The sequence below is a fragment of the Rectinema subterraneum genome (assembly GCA_009768935.1).
Taxonomy (GTDB): domain Bacteria; phylum Spirochaetota; class Spirochaetia; order Treponematales; family Rectinemataceae; genus Rectinema; species Rectinema subterraneum.
Genome location: WESA01000015.1, coordinates 1 through 16300, shown reverse-complemented (window position 1 = coordinate 16300; position 16300 = coordinate 1). Strand labels below are relative to the sequence as shown.

The 16300-nt window shown below is 55.3% G+C and carries 14 protein-coding genes; 7 read left to right on the top strand and 7 right to left on the bottom strand.

Annotated features, from left to right (window positions below):
• Nucleotides 1-148: 148 nt before the first annotated feature.
• The 3 genes from GAP13_RS05575 (at nt 149) to GAP13_RS05565 (ending at nt 2926) form a co-directional block, all read left to right on the top strand.
• The gene (locus GAP13_RS05575; RefSeq protein ID WP_158907043.1) at nt 149-1336 is read left to right on the top strand and encodes an MFS transporter; all 1188 of its coding nucleotides are present in this window, start codon (nt 149-151) and stop codon (nt 1334-1336) included.
• Between the two features lie 165 nt (nt 1337-1501).
• The gene (locus GAP13_RS05570) at nt 1502-1846 is read left to right on the top strand and encodes a cupin domain-containing protein (RefSeq protein ID WP_158907041.1); all 345 of its coding nucleotides are present in this window, start codon (nt 1502-1504) and stop codon (nt 1844-1846) included.
• 90 nt (nt 1847-1936) lie between these two features.
• Complete coding sequence (locus tag GAP13_RS05565) at nt 1937-2926, top strand: Gfo/Idh/MocA family protein (RefSeq protein WP_158907039.1); 990 nt, start codon at nt 1937-1939, stop codon at nt 2924-2926.
• Nucleotides 2927-2949: 23 nt separating this feature from the next.
• Here the strand turns inward: GAP13_RS05565 and GAP13_RS05560 are convergent, their stop codons facing one another.
• Nucleotides 2950-3633, bottom strand: coding sequence for an NUDIX domain-containing protein (locus GAP13_RS05560; protein WP_158907037.1), 684 nt, complete (start codon nt 3631-3633; stop codon nt 2950-2952).
• Nucleotides 3634-3666: 33 nt separating this feature from the next.
• Here GAP13_RS05560 and uvrC point away from each other — a divergent pair, with 33 nt between their 5' ends.
• The 3 genes from uvrC (at nt 3667) to GAP13_RS05545 (ending at nt 10136) form a co-directional block, all read left to right on the top strand.
• The gene (gene uvrC, locus GAP13_RS05555; RefSeq protein WP_158907035.1) at nt 3667-5640 is read left to right on the top strand and encodes an excinuclease ABC subunit UvrC; all 1974 of its coding nucleotides are present in this window, start codon (nt 3667-3669) and stop codon (nt 5638-5640) included.
• Between the two features lie 136 nt (nt 5641-5776).
• Nucleotides 5777-7786: a transketolase gene (tkt, locus tag GAP13_RS05550; RefSeq protein ID WP_158907033.1), complete on the top strand. Its 2010-nt coding sequence runs from the start codon at nt 5777-5779 to the stop codon at nt 7784-7786.
• Between the two features lie 262 nt (nt 7787-8048).
• Nucleotides 8049-10136, top strand: coding sequence for a sensor histidine kinase (locus GAP13_RS05545; protein WP_158907031.1), 2088 nt, complete (start codon nt 8049-8051; stop codon nt 10134-10136).
• A gap of 2 nt (nt 10137-10138) precedes the next feature.
• Here GAP13_RS05545 and GAP13_RS05540 read toward each other — a convergent pair whose 3' ends face one another.
• From GAP13_RS05540 to ettA, 3 genes are all read right to left on the bottom strand, one after another.
• Nucleotides 10139-10744: a MarC family protein gene (locus tag GAP13_RS05540; RefSeq protein WP_158907029.1), complete on the bottom strand. Its 606-nt coding sequence runs from the start codon at nt 10742-10744 to the stop codon at nt 10139-10141.
• Nucleotides 10741-11616, bottom strand: coding sequence for a DMT family transporter (locus tag GAP13_RS05535; RefSeq protein WP_158907027.1), 876 nt, complete (start codon nt 11614-11616; stop codon nt 10741-10743). The genes GAP13_RS05540 and GAP13_RS05535 overlap by 4 nt, the downstream gene beginning before the upstream one ends.
• A 61-nt stretch (nt 11617-11677) precedes the next feature.
• On the bottom strand, nt 11678-13360 hold the full coding sequence (gene ettA / locus GAP13_RS05530) for an energy-dependent translational throttle protein EttA (RefSeq protein WP_158907025.1): 1683 nt from the start codon (nt 13358-13360) through the stop codon (nt 11678-11680).
• A gap of 135 nt (nt 13361-13495) precedes the next feature.
• Here ettA and GAP13_RS05525 point away from each other — a divergent pair, with 135 nt between their 5' ends.
• Nucleotides 13496-13822 (top strand): MGMT family protein, encoded by a 327-nt coding sequence (locus tag GAP13_RS05525; RefSeq protein ID WP_158907023.1) that lies wholly within the window; start codon nt 13496-13498, stop codon nt 13820-13822.
• Nucleotides 13823-13865: 43 nt separating this feature from the next.
• Here the strand turns inward: GAP13_RS05525 and nagB are convergent, their stop codons facing one another.
• The 3 genes from nagB to GAP13_RS05510 all read right to left on the bottom strand — a co-directional run.
• Nucleotides 13866-14663: a glucosamine-6-phosphate deaminase gene (gene nagB / locus GAP13_RS05520; RefSeq protein ID WP_158907021.1), complete on the bottom strand. Its 798-nt coding sequence runs from the start codon at nt 14661-14663 to the stop codon at nt 13866-13868.
• Nucleotides 14664-14687: 24 nt separating this feature from the next.
• On the bottom strand, nt 14688-15899 hold the full coding sequence (nagA, locus tag GAP13_RS05515; protein ID WP_158907019.1) for an N-acetylglucosamine-6-phosphate deacetylase: 1212 nt from the start codon (nt 15897-15899) through the stop codon (nt 14688-14690).
• Between the two features lie 27 nt (nt 15900-15926).
• On the bottom strand, nt 15927-16300 hold a 374-nt coding region (locus tag GAP13_RS05510), incomplete at its 5' end, for a hypothetical protein (RefSeq protein WP_222126154.1).

Genomic DNA, 16300 nt, shown 5'->3' with positions numbered 1-16300 from the left:
TGCATGCCCTTGCGCCGGCCGCCTCCCTCTGATTGACTTCGGAAGAGAACGCGTCGAAGCGGCGAGAAATTTAAAAATGGGGTCTGACCCCGTTTTTTGAATTTTCATGATTGACGCGATTTGGCCGGCGCCATATTCTTGAGCCGTCATGAATGACACTATTGAAAATAATAAAAACCTTTCGTTCCGCTTCGGACTCAATTATTTCCTTTTGCTCGCAATTTACGGCATTTCTTCGCCATATCTGCAATTGATGGTGCGCCGACTTGGATATTCGCCTGCTGCGGTCGGCATTTTTCTAGGGTTTTTCGAGCTTGTGGGAATAACCGGGCCGATTTTTCTGGCTCAGAAGGCTGATCGCTTTGGGCGGCTCAAGCCATTTCTTTTTGCGTCAGGAATTATGGCGATCGCCGGCCTTGCGCTGCTGGCGCCTTTCCGCATTCCTCTCGTCACGCTGATCAGCCTCACCTTTCTTTCGCTCGGGCTGAAAACGCCTATTCCTCTCCTCGATACTTCCTTGCTGAGGGCGATCGAGAAATCTGCTGAATTGGGAAAAAAGCAGCCGAACTATGGCCTTTTAAGGGGTATCGGATCGATTGGATTCGTGGTCGTCGCAATCATTGTGCAGAGCATTCCCGGCTTTGATGCCAGCTCAGCAGGGACAATCGCTTTTGCCCAAGGAATTTTAATTCTGCTTTTTCTTGCCGGCCTGTTCGCGCTGCCGGAAGTTGGCCATACTCAGCCCAGAAATGAAAAAATCGCATTCTCATTCAAGTGGCTCGATTCGACATTCATGCTTGGACTCGCAGTGATTGCCCTTGGCAGGCTCGCGATGGCTTCTGTTGGTTCATTCTTTTCGATGTATCTGACAGAAGAGCTCCACTGGCACGCAGTCGGCGCAATGTGGGCACTCTCGGCCACGGTGGAAATTCCCTTTATTATGCTTTCCTGGAAATTCATCCAGCGCAAAAGTCCGATGCTGGCTGTGGCGATTGCGTCTGGAGCAATTGTGGTGCGCCTGCTCATTTATGCGATCTTTCCGACGCCTGCGGGGGCCATTACGGGGCAACTGCTTCACTCCCTCTGCTACGGCCTTTTTCAGCCTGCTGCCATTGCGTTTGTGAACCTCAAGACGCCGCCCGCGGAGCGTGCAACCGGCATGGCGATCTATATGGGTTTGGGCATAGGACTTCCTTCATTTCTGGGGAGCGCCCTTGGCGGCACAATAGTCGAGGCACTCGGTTACCGCTGGCTTTTTGCGAGCTATACGCTGTTCGCCATCGCAAGCCTCGTGCTGTTCTGGAGGCACAGGGAAGAGCTGACAGGGGTGCGGTGAGCTCGGCAAAAACTGCATAAGATTGGACAGCAGAATAGGTCATTTCTCTCAAATTGAAAATAGCGCTCTCTTTTGAACTATTCGACCCGAGAAAGCATTGCTTGCTGGCGCTTTCTTGCGCGCGACATCTTGCAGAATGCACGCATGCTCAGTATTGTTACTCCCATGGTACGTCACGAAAGCGAAATCGAATCTGTTGAAGTGAAGGGTGAGGGAATCTCCGGTGTCCGGAAGCAGATTCTGGTTGGCCCGAACGATGGGTGGCAAGGCTACATGCGCGTGTTTGCGCTCGAGGTGGGCGGGAATACGCCTGCACATCGTCATCCGTGGTGGCATGTGAACTATGTACTCGAAGGCGAGGGTACTGTGTTCATCGATGGCGTCGGGCATGTGGTGAAAGCAGGCTCGGTTGCACATATCGAGGGAGGAAAGCTGCATCAATTCGTCAACACGGGCGCTGTGCCGCTCAAGTTCATCTGTCTTGTGCCGCCGGAAGGGGATCATTATTGAGGCGCCTTGGCGGGTTTGTGGCGACTGATTGGACCTGAGGCGCCTTGGCGGGCCACACTGAAACGGGGTATCATATCCGCGGAGGCAATCATGAATACTGTTCGCTGGGGCGTTCTTTCGGTTTCAAATCATTATAGATTGAGGGTACATCATCAGCTGGCTGGTTCGGAGCTGTCAAAGGTCGTTGCGATTGCTTCGCGCGATACCGCAAAGGCTGAAACCGCCGCCTGCGAGCTCGGGATTCGCCGCTCATTCGGCTCCTACGAAGCTCTCCTTGCCGATCCCGAGATCGATGCGGTGTTCCTTCCGCTTCCGAACCATTTGCATGCGGAATGGGTGAAGAAAGCTGCGGACGCCGGCAAGCATGTCCTGTGCGAAAAGCCGTTCGCCATGAACGCGGCTCAGGCTGCGGACGCGATCCGCTACGCCGAATCGAAGGGCGTAAAGGTAATGGAAGCCTTCATGTACCGTTTCCATCCGCAGTGGGCGCATGCAAAAGAGGTTGTGCAATCTGGCGAAATCGGTAAGGTCCTGTTCGTCCATGTCCAGTTCACGTTCAACAATAAGGATCCACGCAACATCCGCAACATTCTCGAGGCGGGCGGCGGCGCGATCATGGATATCGGCTGCTATGCGTGCTCCTCGAGCAGGTTCATCATGGGGAAGGAGCCAGTGCGCGCCATTTCGCTTGTAAGCCGCGATCCTGAGTTCGGGACTGACGCACTGTCCTCCGGGATGCTCGATTTTGGCGATGCGCGGGCGCTCTTCACGGTGTCGACGCAAGCCTTCCCTGTTCAGCAGGTCGATATTGTGGGTACATCGGGCTCTATCTCAATTTTTATTCCGTTCAATATGTACGGCGATGTGCCGGCGGAAATGCGGATTGTGACCGGAATCGGGCCGCGCACAGTCAGGCTGGGGCCAGCAGGCCAGTACCGCCTCATGTTCGATGCATTCTCGAAGAGCATCATCGAAGGCAAGCCTGTTCCGACGCCGCCCGAGGACGCCATCGCGAACATGCGCGCACTCGACACACTGTTCAGATCAGAGAAATCAGGGAACTGGGAGAAGATAATTTAAAGAATGGGGGTCTGACCCCGTTTTTATTCAAAATCGGGCATCTGAGGGGGAATGCCGATGCTTTCATGCAGGAGGAAGTAGCGCAAGGCGCGGACCGCGGATTCAAACGCGATATCGGCCCACGGTATCGCCGTGACGTTCACGAACTGAAGGCTTTCGGTTTCCTCGGGGTCAAGCTCGAAATCATCGAAATCCACGATATTGCCCCGCGAAAAAAAGTACACATCGCAGGTCGCGTACGGAACGCCTTGATATTGGTACACATTCGGGAAGGTAGCCAGAAAATTGATATGAGCGGGCGACCAACCGATCTCCTCGTAGCATTCGCGGAGTGCTGCATCCTCCGCGCGCTCGCCTGGCTCGACAAAGCCTCCCGGGAGTGCAAATTTCCCTTTCATGGGATCTTTGTGCCGCCTGAGCATGAGAATGGCACCTCTGGATTCGATGATGATGCCCGCGGCCGTGGCGACATTATGGAAGTACTCGAAGCCGCAGGTCGGGCACTTCCACATTCTGCTGCGCACACTGTAGAGTTTCGGGCTGCCGCATGAAGGGCAAAAATGGAAGGCTGAGGCCGCAGCGCCGATGCCGCCGAGGCGTTCGAGCGCATGGTTCATTTTGTCTTCGAGCGAGCGGATATATGCATCGGAGCTGACTTGCGTACTGTCATCGGGCTGCAGCTCGTTCTGCTCCTTTGTCTTTTTCATCGAAGTGCCGTATTTTTATTATATACTATGTCCATGAAAACGCGCGAGGGTGTGCCGGCGGTATCCGCCGTGGGTGAATCAAAGGAAGTCATCACCAGACCCGTGAATCCGGCAGCGCCAGTCGGCCGCGACCCGAATGCCCCCGAGATCCCCCATCCCGAAACCGACACAGAGCGCCGAGCCCGCCTCAAAACTCTCGTAAAGCAGGCTCCCCAGAACCCGGGCGTGTACCTCATGCGCGACGAGGCAGGTGATATTATCTATGTCGGCAAGGCAAAAAACCTGCGCAATCGGCTTACCTCCTATTTCAGCGGCAAGAAGGACATAAAAACCCGCCACCTTGTATCGCGAATCCACCAGATCGAGTGGGTGCTCGCCGCGCACGAGTACGAAGCGCTGCTCATCGAGAACAATTTCATCAAAGAGCACAGCCCGCGCTACAACATCAACCTCAAAGACGGCAAAACCTACCCTTCGATCCGCATCACCAGCGAAGAATTCCCGCGCGTTTTCCGTACCCGGCGCATCATCAACGACGGAAGCGAATACTTCGGCCCCTTTCCGAGCGCCGAAACAATCGACACCTACCTCGACCTCATCAAACGAATGTTTCCGCTCCGCCGTTGCGTAAAAATGAAAAAGCGGGCAACCCCTTGCATGTACTACCATATCGGCCGTTGCCCTGGGCCCTGCGCAGGCAAGATCAGCAGGGAAGACTATCTCGAGCGCGTGGACGAGGTTCGCAAGCTTCTTTCAGGGGATACAGAGTCGCTCGTGAAGGACCTTGAGCGCGGGATGCGCCGCGCCGCCGGCGAGCTGCGTTTCGAGGAAGCTGCGCGCCTTCGCGAAGCGATCAAGGCAATTCAGTCGTTTATCGGGCATTCGAATGCTGTCGATTTCAACAACCTAGGCGCCCGCGACTATGTCGCATGGGAAGCCGAAGGCGAGCAGGTGAGCTATGTCGTGTTCCAGATGCGCGAAGGAAAGCTCAGAAACAGGGACAGTTTTATCGAGCATCTTGTGTCGGATGAACTCGAAACGCTCGACGCCTTTCTCGCGCGGTATTACGAAGAAGGGCGAACGCCTCCTGCAACGATTTTCGTACGCCGCGCCGACAGTACCGATGCAATCGCCCGCTATCTTTCGGAGCGCTTCGACTCGCACATCGATGTGCGGGTTCCCGACAGCGAGCGGCACTGGGCGGTGATGAATCTCGCGGTGCAGAACGCAAAAGAGGAACTCGCGAAGCGCCGACGCATGCATGGGGATTTCGCAGCTCTCGCAGAACTCAAGGAAGCGCTCGGCCTTGGCTCGATGCCTCTGCGCATTGAGGGATTCGATATCGCCCAGCTTGGGGGCAAGCACACGGTCGCCTCGCTAGTGAGCTTCCGCAATGGCATTCCCGACAAAAAGAACTATCGCTACTTCAAGATTCGCTCGGTCGAGGGGCAGATCGACGATTTTGCCGCCATGCGCGAGGCAGTCGCCAGGCGCTACACACGACTCATCAATGAAGAAGCTGAATTGCCCGACCTTGTGCTTGTCGATGGAGGTACAGGGCAAGTATCAGCTGCAAAAGAAATTCTCGACGACCTCGGGCTTGATATCGATTTGGCCGGCCTCGCGAAGCGCAACGAGGAAGTCTGGCTCCCTGGCAGAAGCAAGCCGGTTGTACTGGCCAAAGACTCTCCCGCTTTGCGCGTGCTGGTTGCGGTGCGGGATGAAACGCACCGGTTCGCGACTGGGCTTTCGCGAAAGCTCCGCATTTCGGATGCTACATTCCGGGTTCTGCAGGAAGTGCCAGGCATTGGCGATGTGCGCGCCAAATCCATTCTCCGGGAAGTGGGCTCGCTTGAAGCAGTCGCGCAGGCGGAGCCTGGGTATATCACGAGTATTGCCCATGTGAATGAAGAGACCGCTCGCAAAGTGATCGACGCCGCGAGAAAAACTGTCGATGTGGCTCGCCGGGCAGTGGATACTGAAGAGGAGCCCGAAACCGAGGATTAGTTGCGCGTGTGCCGCTGACATTGCCGCAGGCGTGCTGCCGCCATAATTGCGCCTCCAACATTGCCACAGGTGCGCATTTCGCATATTATTAGAGCAGTCTGCATATATATTGAAACTATATTCAAGGAGCGCCTGTATGAATATTCCAGCATTGCAATCGATAGCCCTCTCCGTGAGAAGTCTGACCATCGATGCCATCCAGAAAGCGAATTCCGGCCACCCCGGCATGCCGATGGGTGCCGCGGAGCTCGGCGCCTACCTGTATGGCGTCGAATTGCGCTACAACCCCGGCGACCCGAAGTGGCTGAACCGCGACCGCTTCGTGCTCTCGGCAGGGCACGGCTCGATGTTCCTGTACTCGCTGTTGCACATGGCGGGTTACGATCTGTCGCTCGACGACATCAAGGCCTTCCGGCAAGTGGGTTCAAAATGCCCAGGGCACCCCGAGTATGGCGTCACCCCCGGAGTGGAAACAACGACCGGCCCACTTGGACAGGGGATTTCCACCGCAGTCGGCATGGCAATTGCCGAGCGCATGATGGCTGCGCATTTCAACAAGCCTGGACAGGAAATTATCGATCACTATACCTATGTTGTTGCTGGCGATGGCTGCCTCATGGAAGGCGTTGCAAGCGAAGCCTGTTCCCTCGCGGGGCACCTGGGGCTTGGCAAGCTCATTGTCTATTACGATTCGAACCATATAAGTATCGATGGCTCAACAAATATTGCCTTTACCGAAGATGTGGGCAAGCGTTTTGAAGCATATGGCTGGCAGGTGCTGAAAGGCTCGATGTACAACTTCGAGGAGCTCGCCTCGCTCACCGCGCAGGCAAAAGCGGATACAAGCCGCCCCACCCTCATCATTCTCGACAGCGTGATCGGCAAGGGTGCCCCCTCCAAGCAGGGAACAAGCGGCGTGCACGGCTCTCCTCTCGGAGAGGAGGAAGCGCGCAAGGCCAAAGAAGCGCTCGGCATTCCACTCGATCAGCCGTTCTGGGTTGCTCCTGAAGCATATGCCTATTTCAAGGCCCATCGCATGGCGCTCGAAGGCGAATATCAAAACTGGCAAGCGCGTTTTGAAGCATGGCGAAACGCAAATCCGGACCTGGCCGCGGAGCTTGAGCGCTGGCTTGAAGGCAAGCCTGCTCATGAACTCGACCTGCCCGCCTTCAAGCTGGGCGAGAAAGTTGCCACCCGCAACGCGTCGGGCAAATGCCTTGCCGCAGTCGCTTCCGCGTGGCCGAACCTCGTCGGTGGCTCGGCAGACCTGACAAGCCCGAATGTCTCACAGCTTCCCCCGAATCCTGATGGCACGCCACTCGTGTTTGGAAAAGAGAATCCCGCGGGCCGCTACATCCACTTCGGCGTGCGCGAACACGCGATGGCCGCGATCGCGAATGGCATTGCGGTGCATGGCGGCCTGCGGCCCTTCGTGGCGACCTTCCTTGTGTTTGCTGACTATCTGCGGCCCAGTCTGCGCCTCTCCGCGCTTATGCGCCTGCCAGTCATCTATATTCTCACCCACGATTCCATTTATATCGGCGAAGACGGGCCGACCCACCAGCCGGTCGAAACCCTCGCTTCTCTGCGCGCAATCCCCAATCTGAAAGTGATTCGCCCGGCTGACGCGGAAGAGACCGCGGTTGCATGGCGCATCGCAATGGAAAGAACCGACGGCCCAACCGCGCTCGTGCTGACACGGCAAAATCTTCCTGTACTCGAAAAAGCGGATCCCGACTGGCCGTATACCATGGCGCTCGGCGCCTATGTCGTGCAGAACCCTGCGCGCCCGCCTGAAGTAACGCTCGTTGCTTCGGGATCAGAGGTTTCGCTGGCAACCGCCGCCACGGATATTGTGCGAAAGCAGCGCCCCGAGCTCGCAATTCGTGTAGTATCGGTTCCGGACAGACAAGCTTTCTATGCCGCGCCCGCCCCTGTGCGCGAGGCCGTGCTCGCGCCAGGCTCGCTCGTGTTTGTCGCGGAAGCGGGTGTGGCACAAGGTTGGGAGCACTTAGCACCGCCCGAGCGCATTCTGTCGATCGAGCGATTCGGAGAATCAGGGCCAGGCGACAAGGTCGCGGAGCATCTCGGATTTACCGCGCAGGCGTTTGCGGACATGATTCTGGCGCAGTTTTCTAACTTTTAGCGCCGTGCCTTGAGGGCGCGAACGCATGACGCGCCTTAGGCGCCTTGATTGGCTTGGGCAGCCTGGGCCATTTGAATAGTTTAGGGGAAAAGAAGCGTTGGCAAGCACGTGGGCCAGCTTCTTTCCCTTTTTTATTTTCTTACATTTTATATCACTGTACGCGACATGTTTCTCTTGGAGAAATTCTGCCCTTCGTGATACTATGCTTTACCCATTCTGCTGCTATTAGTTGTGCACAAGGACGCAAGGAGTGCATTTCTGAATGAGCGATGAAAATATTTCTGGCGGCAGCCCATTTTCTCATATAAGAAAACTGCGTCCTCATGAGCGCGCAATGTTCGCGGGCATTTTCTTTGTACTTGTCATCGTGTTAGGAGCTGTTGGCTACTTCAGTTGGCAGAGTATTCTTCGCGACAAAAAATTATACACCGAACTTGCAAGCCGCTTCAAAGCTGAGCAAATTGCATCATGGTACAATAACCATATGGTTGAAGCAGCTGAGATATCAGCTTCATCCGTCATTTTCGATGCTGTTGCCGATGCAATTGTCGATCCAGGCAGCCCAAAATTAAAACGAATAGAGAATTATCTGACGCCGATTCTTCGTTCATTCAATTATGCAGACAGCGCCGTAATGACCCCCGATCGGAAAATCCTCGTCTCGCTTACAGGCTTTGCTCAGCCCGACTGCGATATGATCCAGAAAGAGCTCGCAGCTCGAAACAACAGCGAGCCTTTTATGACATCCCTTCACCTTGTCCCGCCGTATAGCAAACCAGGCCTTCATATCGTAATACCGCTCATCGATAAAAAGACTCAAAAGCCAGCTGCCTATGTCGTCCATACCGTTTTCTCGGATGACTTTCTCTACCCGATGCTGGCCCAGTGGCCAGGTAACGAGCATACTGGCGAGACACTTCTGCTGAAAAGAACAGACGGCATGATTCAAGTGCTCAACCCCCTGAAGCTTGTCAGGATTTCCGCGTTTTCGCTGCAGATTTCCGCAAGCGATCCAGATACCGTCGAGGCTCGAGCTGGCCGCGGCGAAACCGGCTTTCTTTCGGGAAAGGACTACCGCGGCAAGCGAGTGCTGGCAGTAGCAAGCCGCATCCCGGAACTCGACTGGACTGTCCTCTCGAAAATTGACATCAGCGAGGCATTCTCGGGATGGTTTCTGACGCTCGTCATTCTCATCCTGTTCGGGATAATTGCCTTCGTGGCTCTCGTCGCGGGTGCGTATGTGCTGCTCTCGTCGAGGGCAATTTCGACCTATCGTGCACGCCTTGATCTTTTACAGCGAACCGAGCGTAATGAAGCGCTCCTCAATGCCATTCTCGAACGCATCGATTCGCTGGTTGTCATAACCGGCAAGAATCTTGCAGTTCAATTCTCGAATCAGGCCTATCAAGCACGCTTCGGCACAGAATGGCCGAAGGATTTGCCGGATCCGCAGCAGGCGACCCCGGAAGGTCCCAAACCGGAGCAAGCCCGGAAAATCGACATTGTCGATAAAAATGGGAATCATGCTCGCCTTCTGATTTTCCCGATCAAGATCGAATTGCGTGGGCAGGAGCCGCTCTTGGGGTACGTCATGCGGGATATCACCGAACTCGAGTCCGCGCTTGATGTAGTGCAGCAGCTGAATCAGGAGCTCTCTCAAAAAGTGCAAGAACAAACGCAGCGAATTATCGATGCAGATGAAGAATTGCGAGCGATCGCTGCTACGATTTCGCATAACCTTGCTGCGCCAGTCCGAAGCATAGAATCCTTCAGCGAGCTGCTTTACCAGGAAATATCGGAACGAAGTTCAGCTGAGGCCATGGACTATCTGATGCGCATCCGAAGAGCATCTGCGAGCATGGCGAGCCTGACCAGCGACCTTATCACATTCCTGTCGCTCGACACGGTTCCGCTGTCCCTCTCGGAATTCGATTTCAGCCTTGCAGCGCAGGAAATTACTTCAGACATTATCCGCCGCAACCCCGGCAGGCGCTATCAGATCACCATTATGCCAGGACTGAAGATGCAATGCGACCGCAAACTCATGAATATTGCCCTTCGCAATGTCATTGACAATGCGTTCAAATATTGCTCCGACAATACTGTTACCGCGATTGAGATAGGCAAAATCGGCCAATCGGGCATTTTTGTAAAGGATAACGGCATCGGCATGATGCCCGACGAAATCAAAAAGATATTCACGCCCTTTTCCGAGCGCAAAGACGATCGCTACAAGCCAGGTTTCAGCGTCGGGCTCGCTGTCACAAAAAAGATCATTGAGCGGCACGGCGGCAGAATCGAAATCGAGAGCGAGCTGGGCAACGGCACAACGGTCTATTTCAAATTTTGAGCCTATCGGGGCAAATTTCCAAGATATTGCGCGAGCCCGCCCAGCAGCATCTCCATGGCAATCGCAGTCAACACAAGCCCCATGAGCCGCTCGATCGCCGATAGAGCCCGTGGCCCGAGCCACTCCTTCAGCTTCCCCGACAAGAAGAATGCGACCATCGTCACCAGAATCGCCGCGAAAATCGCCCCAACCCATTCCAGGCTCCGCGAAGGATCGGATTTCATGAGCAGCATCACATAGGTGATCGCCGATGGGCCGGCTATGAGCGGAATCGCCACAGGCACAATGAATGGTTCTCCCTCTACTTCGTCCTCGACTAGCCTGCCGCCCGTTCCCGGGAAAATCATGTTCAGCGCTATCAAGAACAGGATCACCCCTCCTGAAATGCGCAAAATCTGATCCGACAGACCCAGCGCACCGAGAAACACATGCCCGAAGAATAAAAACCCGACCAGCACCAGAAACGCGATTGCGCACTCCCTGAGAATCACGAAGGGCCTGCGCGCACCCGGCACATGCTTGAGCGACGAAATGAACAGCGGAATATTGCCGAGCGGATCCGTAATCAGAATCAGCAGAATGGTGACAGAAAGAAAACTCTGTTTCATGCGCTTCCCTCCGCGTTTGCTGCGCGCCCGTTGCGCGACGCTTTCGATATGCTGACAACCGACGACATCACGACAGCTGCTAGTATAATGGTTCCGCCCAGAATTGCGCGTCCCGTAGGCTTTTCACCGATCGCGAGAAAGACCCAGACCGGATTGAGCGCAGGCTCGACAATTGCGATGAGCGAGCTCTGAATGGCGCTGATTCTTTTAATGGCATAGCTGAACAGAAGCGCCGCAAAGCCTATCTGTACAATGCCAAGCCCGAAAATGGCCGCAATCGCTTTCCCGGACATCACCGGCGCGGGCAGGAACACCGAAATTGCCAAGGCTATCACCGCCGTCATTCCATGCCCCAAAAGAAGCGACTCCAGCGGCGAGCCTTCCTTTTGCCGCCGCATGAAAAGAATGTGGATTGCAAACGTGATGCCTGCCAGCACCGCCGCAATATCGCCCACCAGATGCCCTAGGCTCAGCGAATCTGCAAAGAAAAGTCCCATGCCAACAACAATTGCAACCAACGCTCCAATCTGCTCGGGCAAAGGTCGCTCTCCGAGTATAATTCCCGATAGGAGCATGACATACACTGGCGCACCGTACTGCAGGAGAATCGCATTCGCGCTCGTCGTATGTTTGTTCGCATAGACGAAGAGCAGCATGGTAAAGGAGTATGCCACCGCCGCAAGCACCTGATTGCGGCTGAAGTTCAGTTTTGGCTTGCGCACAACCGCGAGGATAAAGAGCGCTGCAATCAGACTTCGCGCGCCCGCAATCGTCACAGGGTGCCAATCGATCAATTTGATGAACAAACCGCCAAGGCTCCAGAAAACCGCGGTCCCCACCATCGCCAAGATGCCCTTTATATCACGTCTCATATTTATATATCCTGATTATATTTAATCGAGCGCCGCCAACAGGCTCCCAATCAGCTTGACCTCAGCGCTCGAGTTTGCGGTACACAAGGCGGTGCGGCCTGTCCGCTTCGATGCCCAATTGAGCCCTCCGCCACTCCGCAAACTCCGACCAGTTTCCATCGAACCAAATTGCCTGAGAATCCCCTTCGAACGCGAGGATGTGCGTGCACACGCGGTCGAGGAACCATCGGTCGTGGCTGACCACCATCGCTGCTCCCGCAAAATCGTCCAGCGCTTCTTCCAGCGCGCGCAGGGTATTCACATCGAGGTCGTTTGTCGGCTCGTCGAGGAGAATGACATTCGCCCCTTCTTTGATCATGAGCGCAAGATTGAGCCGATTCCGCTCGCCGCCGGAGAGAATGCCGACCTTTTTCTGTTGGTCTGCGCCGGAAAAGTTGAACCATGCGCAATACGCGCGGCTCGGAACTTCGATGCGACCACCCAGCTTGATAATGTCCAGGCCCTCCGACAGGGTTTCCCAGACGGTCTTTTCGGGGTCCAAGCGGGCGCGCATCTGGTCGGCATAGGCGAGCCTTACAGTCTCGCCGAGGCGCAAGGTGCCGGCGTCGGGTTTCTCTTTCCCGACAATCATATTGAGGAGCGTGGTCTTGCCGGCGCCGTTCGGGCCGATGATCCCGACGATCGCGCCGGGCGACACGGTAAAATCGAGCCCTTCAAAAAGAACAGTATCGCCAAAGGCTTTGGCAAGGCCCTTCGCTTCGATGACGATGTCGCCAAGGCGAGGCCCTGGCGGAATGACAAGCCGCACATCGCGGATTTTTTCTTTTGTGTCCTGATTGAGAAGGCGTTCGTACCGTTCGATGCGCGCTTTGCTCTTTGCATGGCGGCCTTTCGGGCTCATCGCGATCCATTCCAGCTCGCGGTCCAGGGTGCGAGCGCGCATGCTTGAGCCTTTTTCTTCCTCTTCGAGGCGTTGCCGTTTCTGTTCGAGCCATGAGGAATAATTGCCTTTCCAGGGAATTCCTTCGCCGCGATCGAGTTCGAGGATCCAGCCTGCGACATTTTCGAGGAAATAGCGGTCGTGCGTCACCGCTATCACGGTGCCCGGGTATGAACGCAAAAATTGTTCAAGCCAGGCGACTGTTTCCGCATCGAGGTGGTTGGTCGGCTCATCGAGAAGAAGAATATCGGGCTTTTTAAGGAGGAGCCTGCAGAGCGCCACGCGGCGCCGCTCACCGCCGGAAAGTGTGTCGACAACCTGATCGGGCGGCGGACAGCGAAGTACATCCATGGAAAATTCGAGTTTGGCGTCGATATCCCATGCATCGAGCGCATCGATTTTTTCCTGAATTTCGGCTTGCTTGACGGCAAGCGCGTCAAAGTCGGCATCGGGGTCGCCGAAAGCTTCGTTGACACGTTCGAATTCGGCATGGAGATCCATAATTTCCTGTACACCTTCGGCGACGATGTCGCGCACGGTTTTGCCCGGCTCGAGATGGGGTTCCTGCGGCAGATAGCCGATGGTATAGCCAGGAGCGCAAGCCACTTCGCCCGAATATTCGGTGTCAAGGCCTGCCATGATGCGCAAGAGCGTCGATTTGCCAGAGCCGTTCAAGCCTATGACGCCAATCTTGGCGCCATAGAAATACGAGAGGCTTATATCCTTGAGTACCTGTTTGGTTCCGTATCGCCTTGAAAGGCGGTACATCGAGTAAATGATTTTCTTGTCATCTGTTGTTGGCATGCGCACACTATACCGAAAAATGCTGGTTTGGGTCAGGGGGCGCACTGAGCGGCCCAATTTCAGATACAGCGGCAGGCATTGATTTTTTAGTGTCTGAGTGCGCACGGAGCCTTTGGACTGTGCTATACTCATTCCATGGCGACCGCGCTCACGTTGCGCATTCTCGATGCAATTCGTGCCGTTCCATACGGCAAGGTCGCCTCGTATGGACAGATTGCGCTCGTCGCCGGCCATCCGCGCGGAGCTGGCGGTGCTCGCGATGTAGTTCGAATCCTCGCCTCGATGTCAGAAAAACAAAATCTTCCGTGGTGGCGAATCGTACGTAAAGATGGCTCTATCGCGCTTTCGCCGGGCAGTGGCGCCGAGCTTCAGAGAGCTTTATTAGCGCAAGAAAAAGTGGAATTCACAAAAGACAAGAAAGCAACTCCCGGCGCTTTCTGGAATGGGCAGCCCGCGAAGTAATGATGCAGCCGATAGGCCCAATGTCCTCTGCTTCGGCCCGCACCTAGGCCCAATTGACGAGGTGCGGCCCCTCGATTTCCTTGAAATAGCGAACGGTACCCACGCGCATCTCGCTTGTCGCATCATCATCGCACACAAGAATCGCCTTCGGATGCAGCTGCAGACAGCTTAAGGTCCACATGTGGTTCACGCCCATTTCGACTGCATTGTGCAGAGCTCGCGCTTTTTCGATGCCCGAAACCAGAATCATCACTTCGCGCGCGTCCATAATGGTACCGACACCGACGGTCAGCGCATAACTTGGCACGCGATCCGGATTACCGTCAAAAAATCGGGCGTTGGCCAGCTTTGTATCGCGGGTCAGCGTCTTGATGCGCGTGCGAGAAGACAGCGAGGAGCCAGGCTCATTGAACGCGATATGTCCATCTGCTCCCACCCCGCCGACAAAGAGGTCGATCCCCCCCGCGTGCTGGATGGCTTCTTCATAGCGCCTACATTCTTCATCAAGATCCGGAGCCATGCCATCGAGAATATGCACATTTTCTTTTCTTATATCGATGTGCGAAAAGAAGTTTTCCCACATGAAATGGTGATAGCTGCGCGGATCAGCCGCAGGCAAACCGACATATTCATCCATATTGAATGTGATGACATTCTGAAAGCTCACCTTGCCTTCGCTGCAGAGGCGAATCAATTCATGATACATCCCGAGAGGAGTCGAGCCGGTAGGCAGGCCCAGCACAAAGGGCGCATTCGCCGGGTGCTCGTTTATGCGCTGCATGACGTGATACGCCGCCCATCGCGCCACTAATTCATAACTGTTCTGAATAATGACCCTCATGCCGGATACCTCATTGATACACTTTCATGCGCCAGCAGCAGCACCGCCCGTTGTTCCGCCCGCTGCGCAGCTATATTTAATTTCGCCACCAATAATTGTCATTTGAACATCGAATTCGCTGTCCGCAAGCACAATGTCCGCCCGGTAGCCGGGGCTGATCATGCCGCGCGCGTGCAGGCCGAAAATCCTCGCAGGGTTGGCGCTCGCCATTTTTACCGCGCTCTCGAGCGGTACGCCAAAGGAGATAAGATTCCGGACGCCTTCGACCATCGTCAGCGAGGAGCCCGCAATCACACCGTCGCTGGCCCGATAAAAAAGGTTGTTCGCGAGGTAGACTTCTTCATCATTGGCAAACATCGGCGTGTCAGAAGCCTGTTTGGTAGGCTTGAGCGAATCGGTGACGAGCACAATATTGCCTTCCGGCTTGTCTCTGAAAAGAAGGCGAATGAGGTCGGGATGCACATGCAGGCCATCGGCGATTATCTCGCAGCTTAAGTCAGGCTGAATCAGCACTGCGCCGACTGCATTCGGATTTCGGTGGTGGAGGCGGCTCATCGCATTGAACATGTGTGTTGAATGCCGGATGCCAGCCTGCATGCCTTCGATCATATTTTCGTAGCTCGCGTCGGTGTGCCCTGCCTGCAGCACAATGCCAAGCCTGATGCAAAAAAGTGCAAGCTCTCGCATACCTTTCAGTTCGGGCGCAACCGTCATGCTGACGATATTGCCTTCAGAGGCATCCCACAGCCTTTGCATAAGGCCAAGGTCGACCGGGCGCACAAACTCGACTCGCTGCACACCTAACTGGGCAGGCGAGATAAAGGGACCTTCAAGATGCACACCGACAATCTCGGCTCCTGGCTCACGCCCCATCGCGGAAACAACCGCCCGGATGGCCATGATCATGTCTTCTTCAGGCATGGGATAGATGGTCGGCGTAAACGAGGTTACTCCCCATGCTGGAAGAATCCTGCTCATTTCGAGAATGGAATCGGCAGACAAATCTTCGGTGCCATATCCACCTATCCCGTGAATATGCGTATCGATGAAGCCGGGGGTGAGGTAAGCGCCTTGCGCATCGATCAGCTCGACTTCGGGTGGAAATGTTTTCTGCGCAAAGCGGCGTTCGGAGAATATGTCAGCGATCGCATTGTCTTCTACAAGCACTGCACTGCGGTCCATGCGCGCATAGCCCGCAATGACGGTGGCATTATGGATACAAAACGCTGAATGCACGGTCTTCCTCATCTTCTCGCGATCTGCTTACTCTGTTGCTCCTGAGGTCGCATCGGAACTTGATGCGCCAGCTGGTTCATCTTGTGCGCCTGGCGCTACTTCTGGAGTCTGCGCGGGCTGCTGAGACTGATCCGCGGGGGCAGCTTCGGGCGCTGTGCCAGCTTCAGGAGCCGGCTGCTCGAGTGCCTGTTTCCACTCATCATTGAGCTGGTTGATTGTCTGGAAAATAGGATTATCAGGCTCGTAAACCGTACTGAAACGGGTATTTGCTTCTTGGAGGTCAGCCAGCGCGAGCTTGAGATCATCGGCCGTTGCTGCGGTCTGGGCATACATGAGCGCTCGGTAGAATATCAGGGTGCCTGCAGCTTTGTCCTCGCTTGCATATTTTTCATATGCGCGAT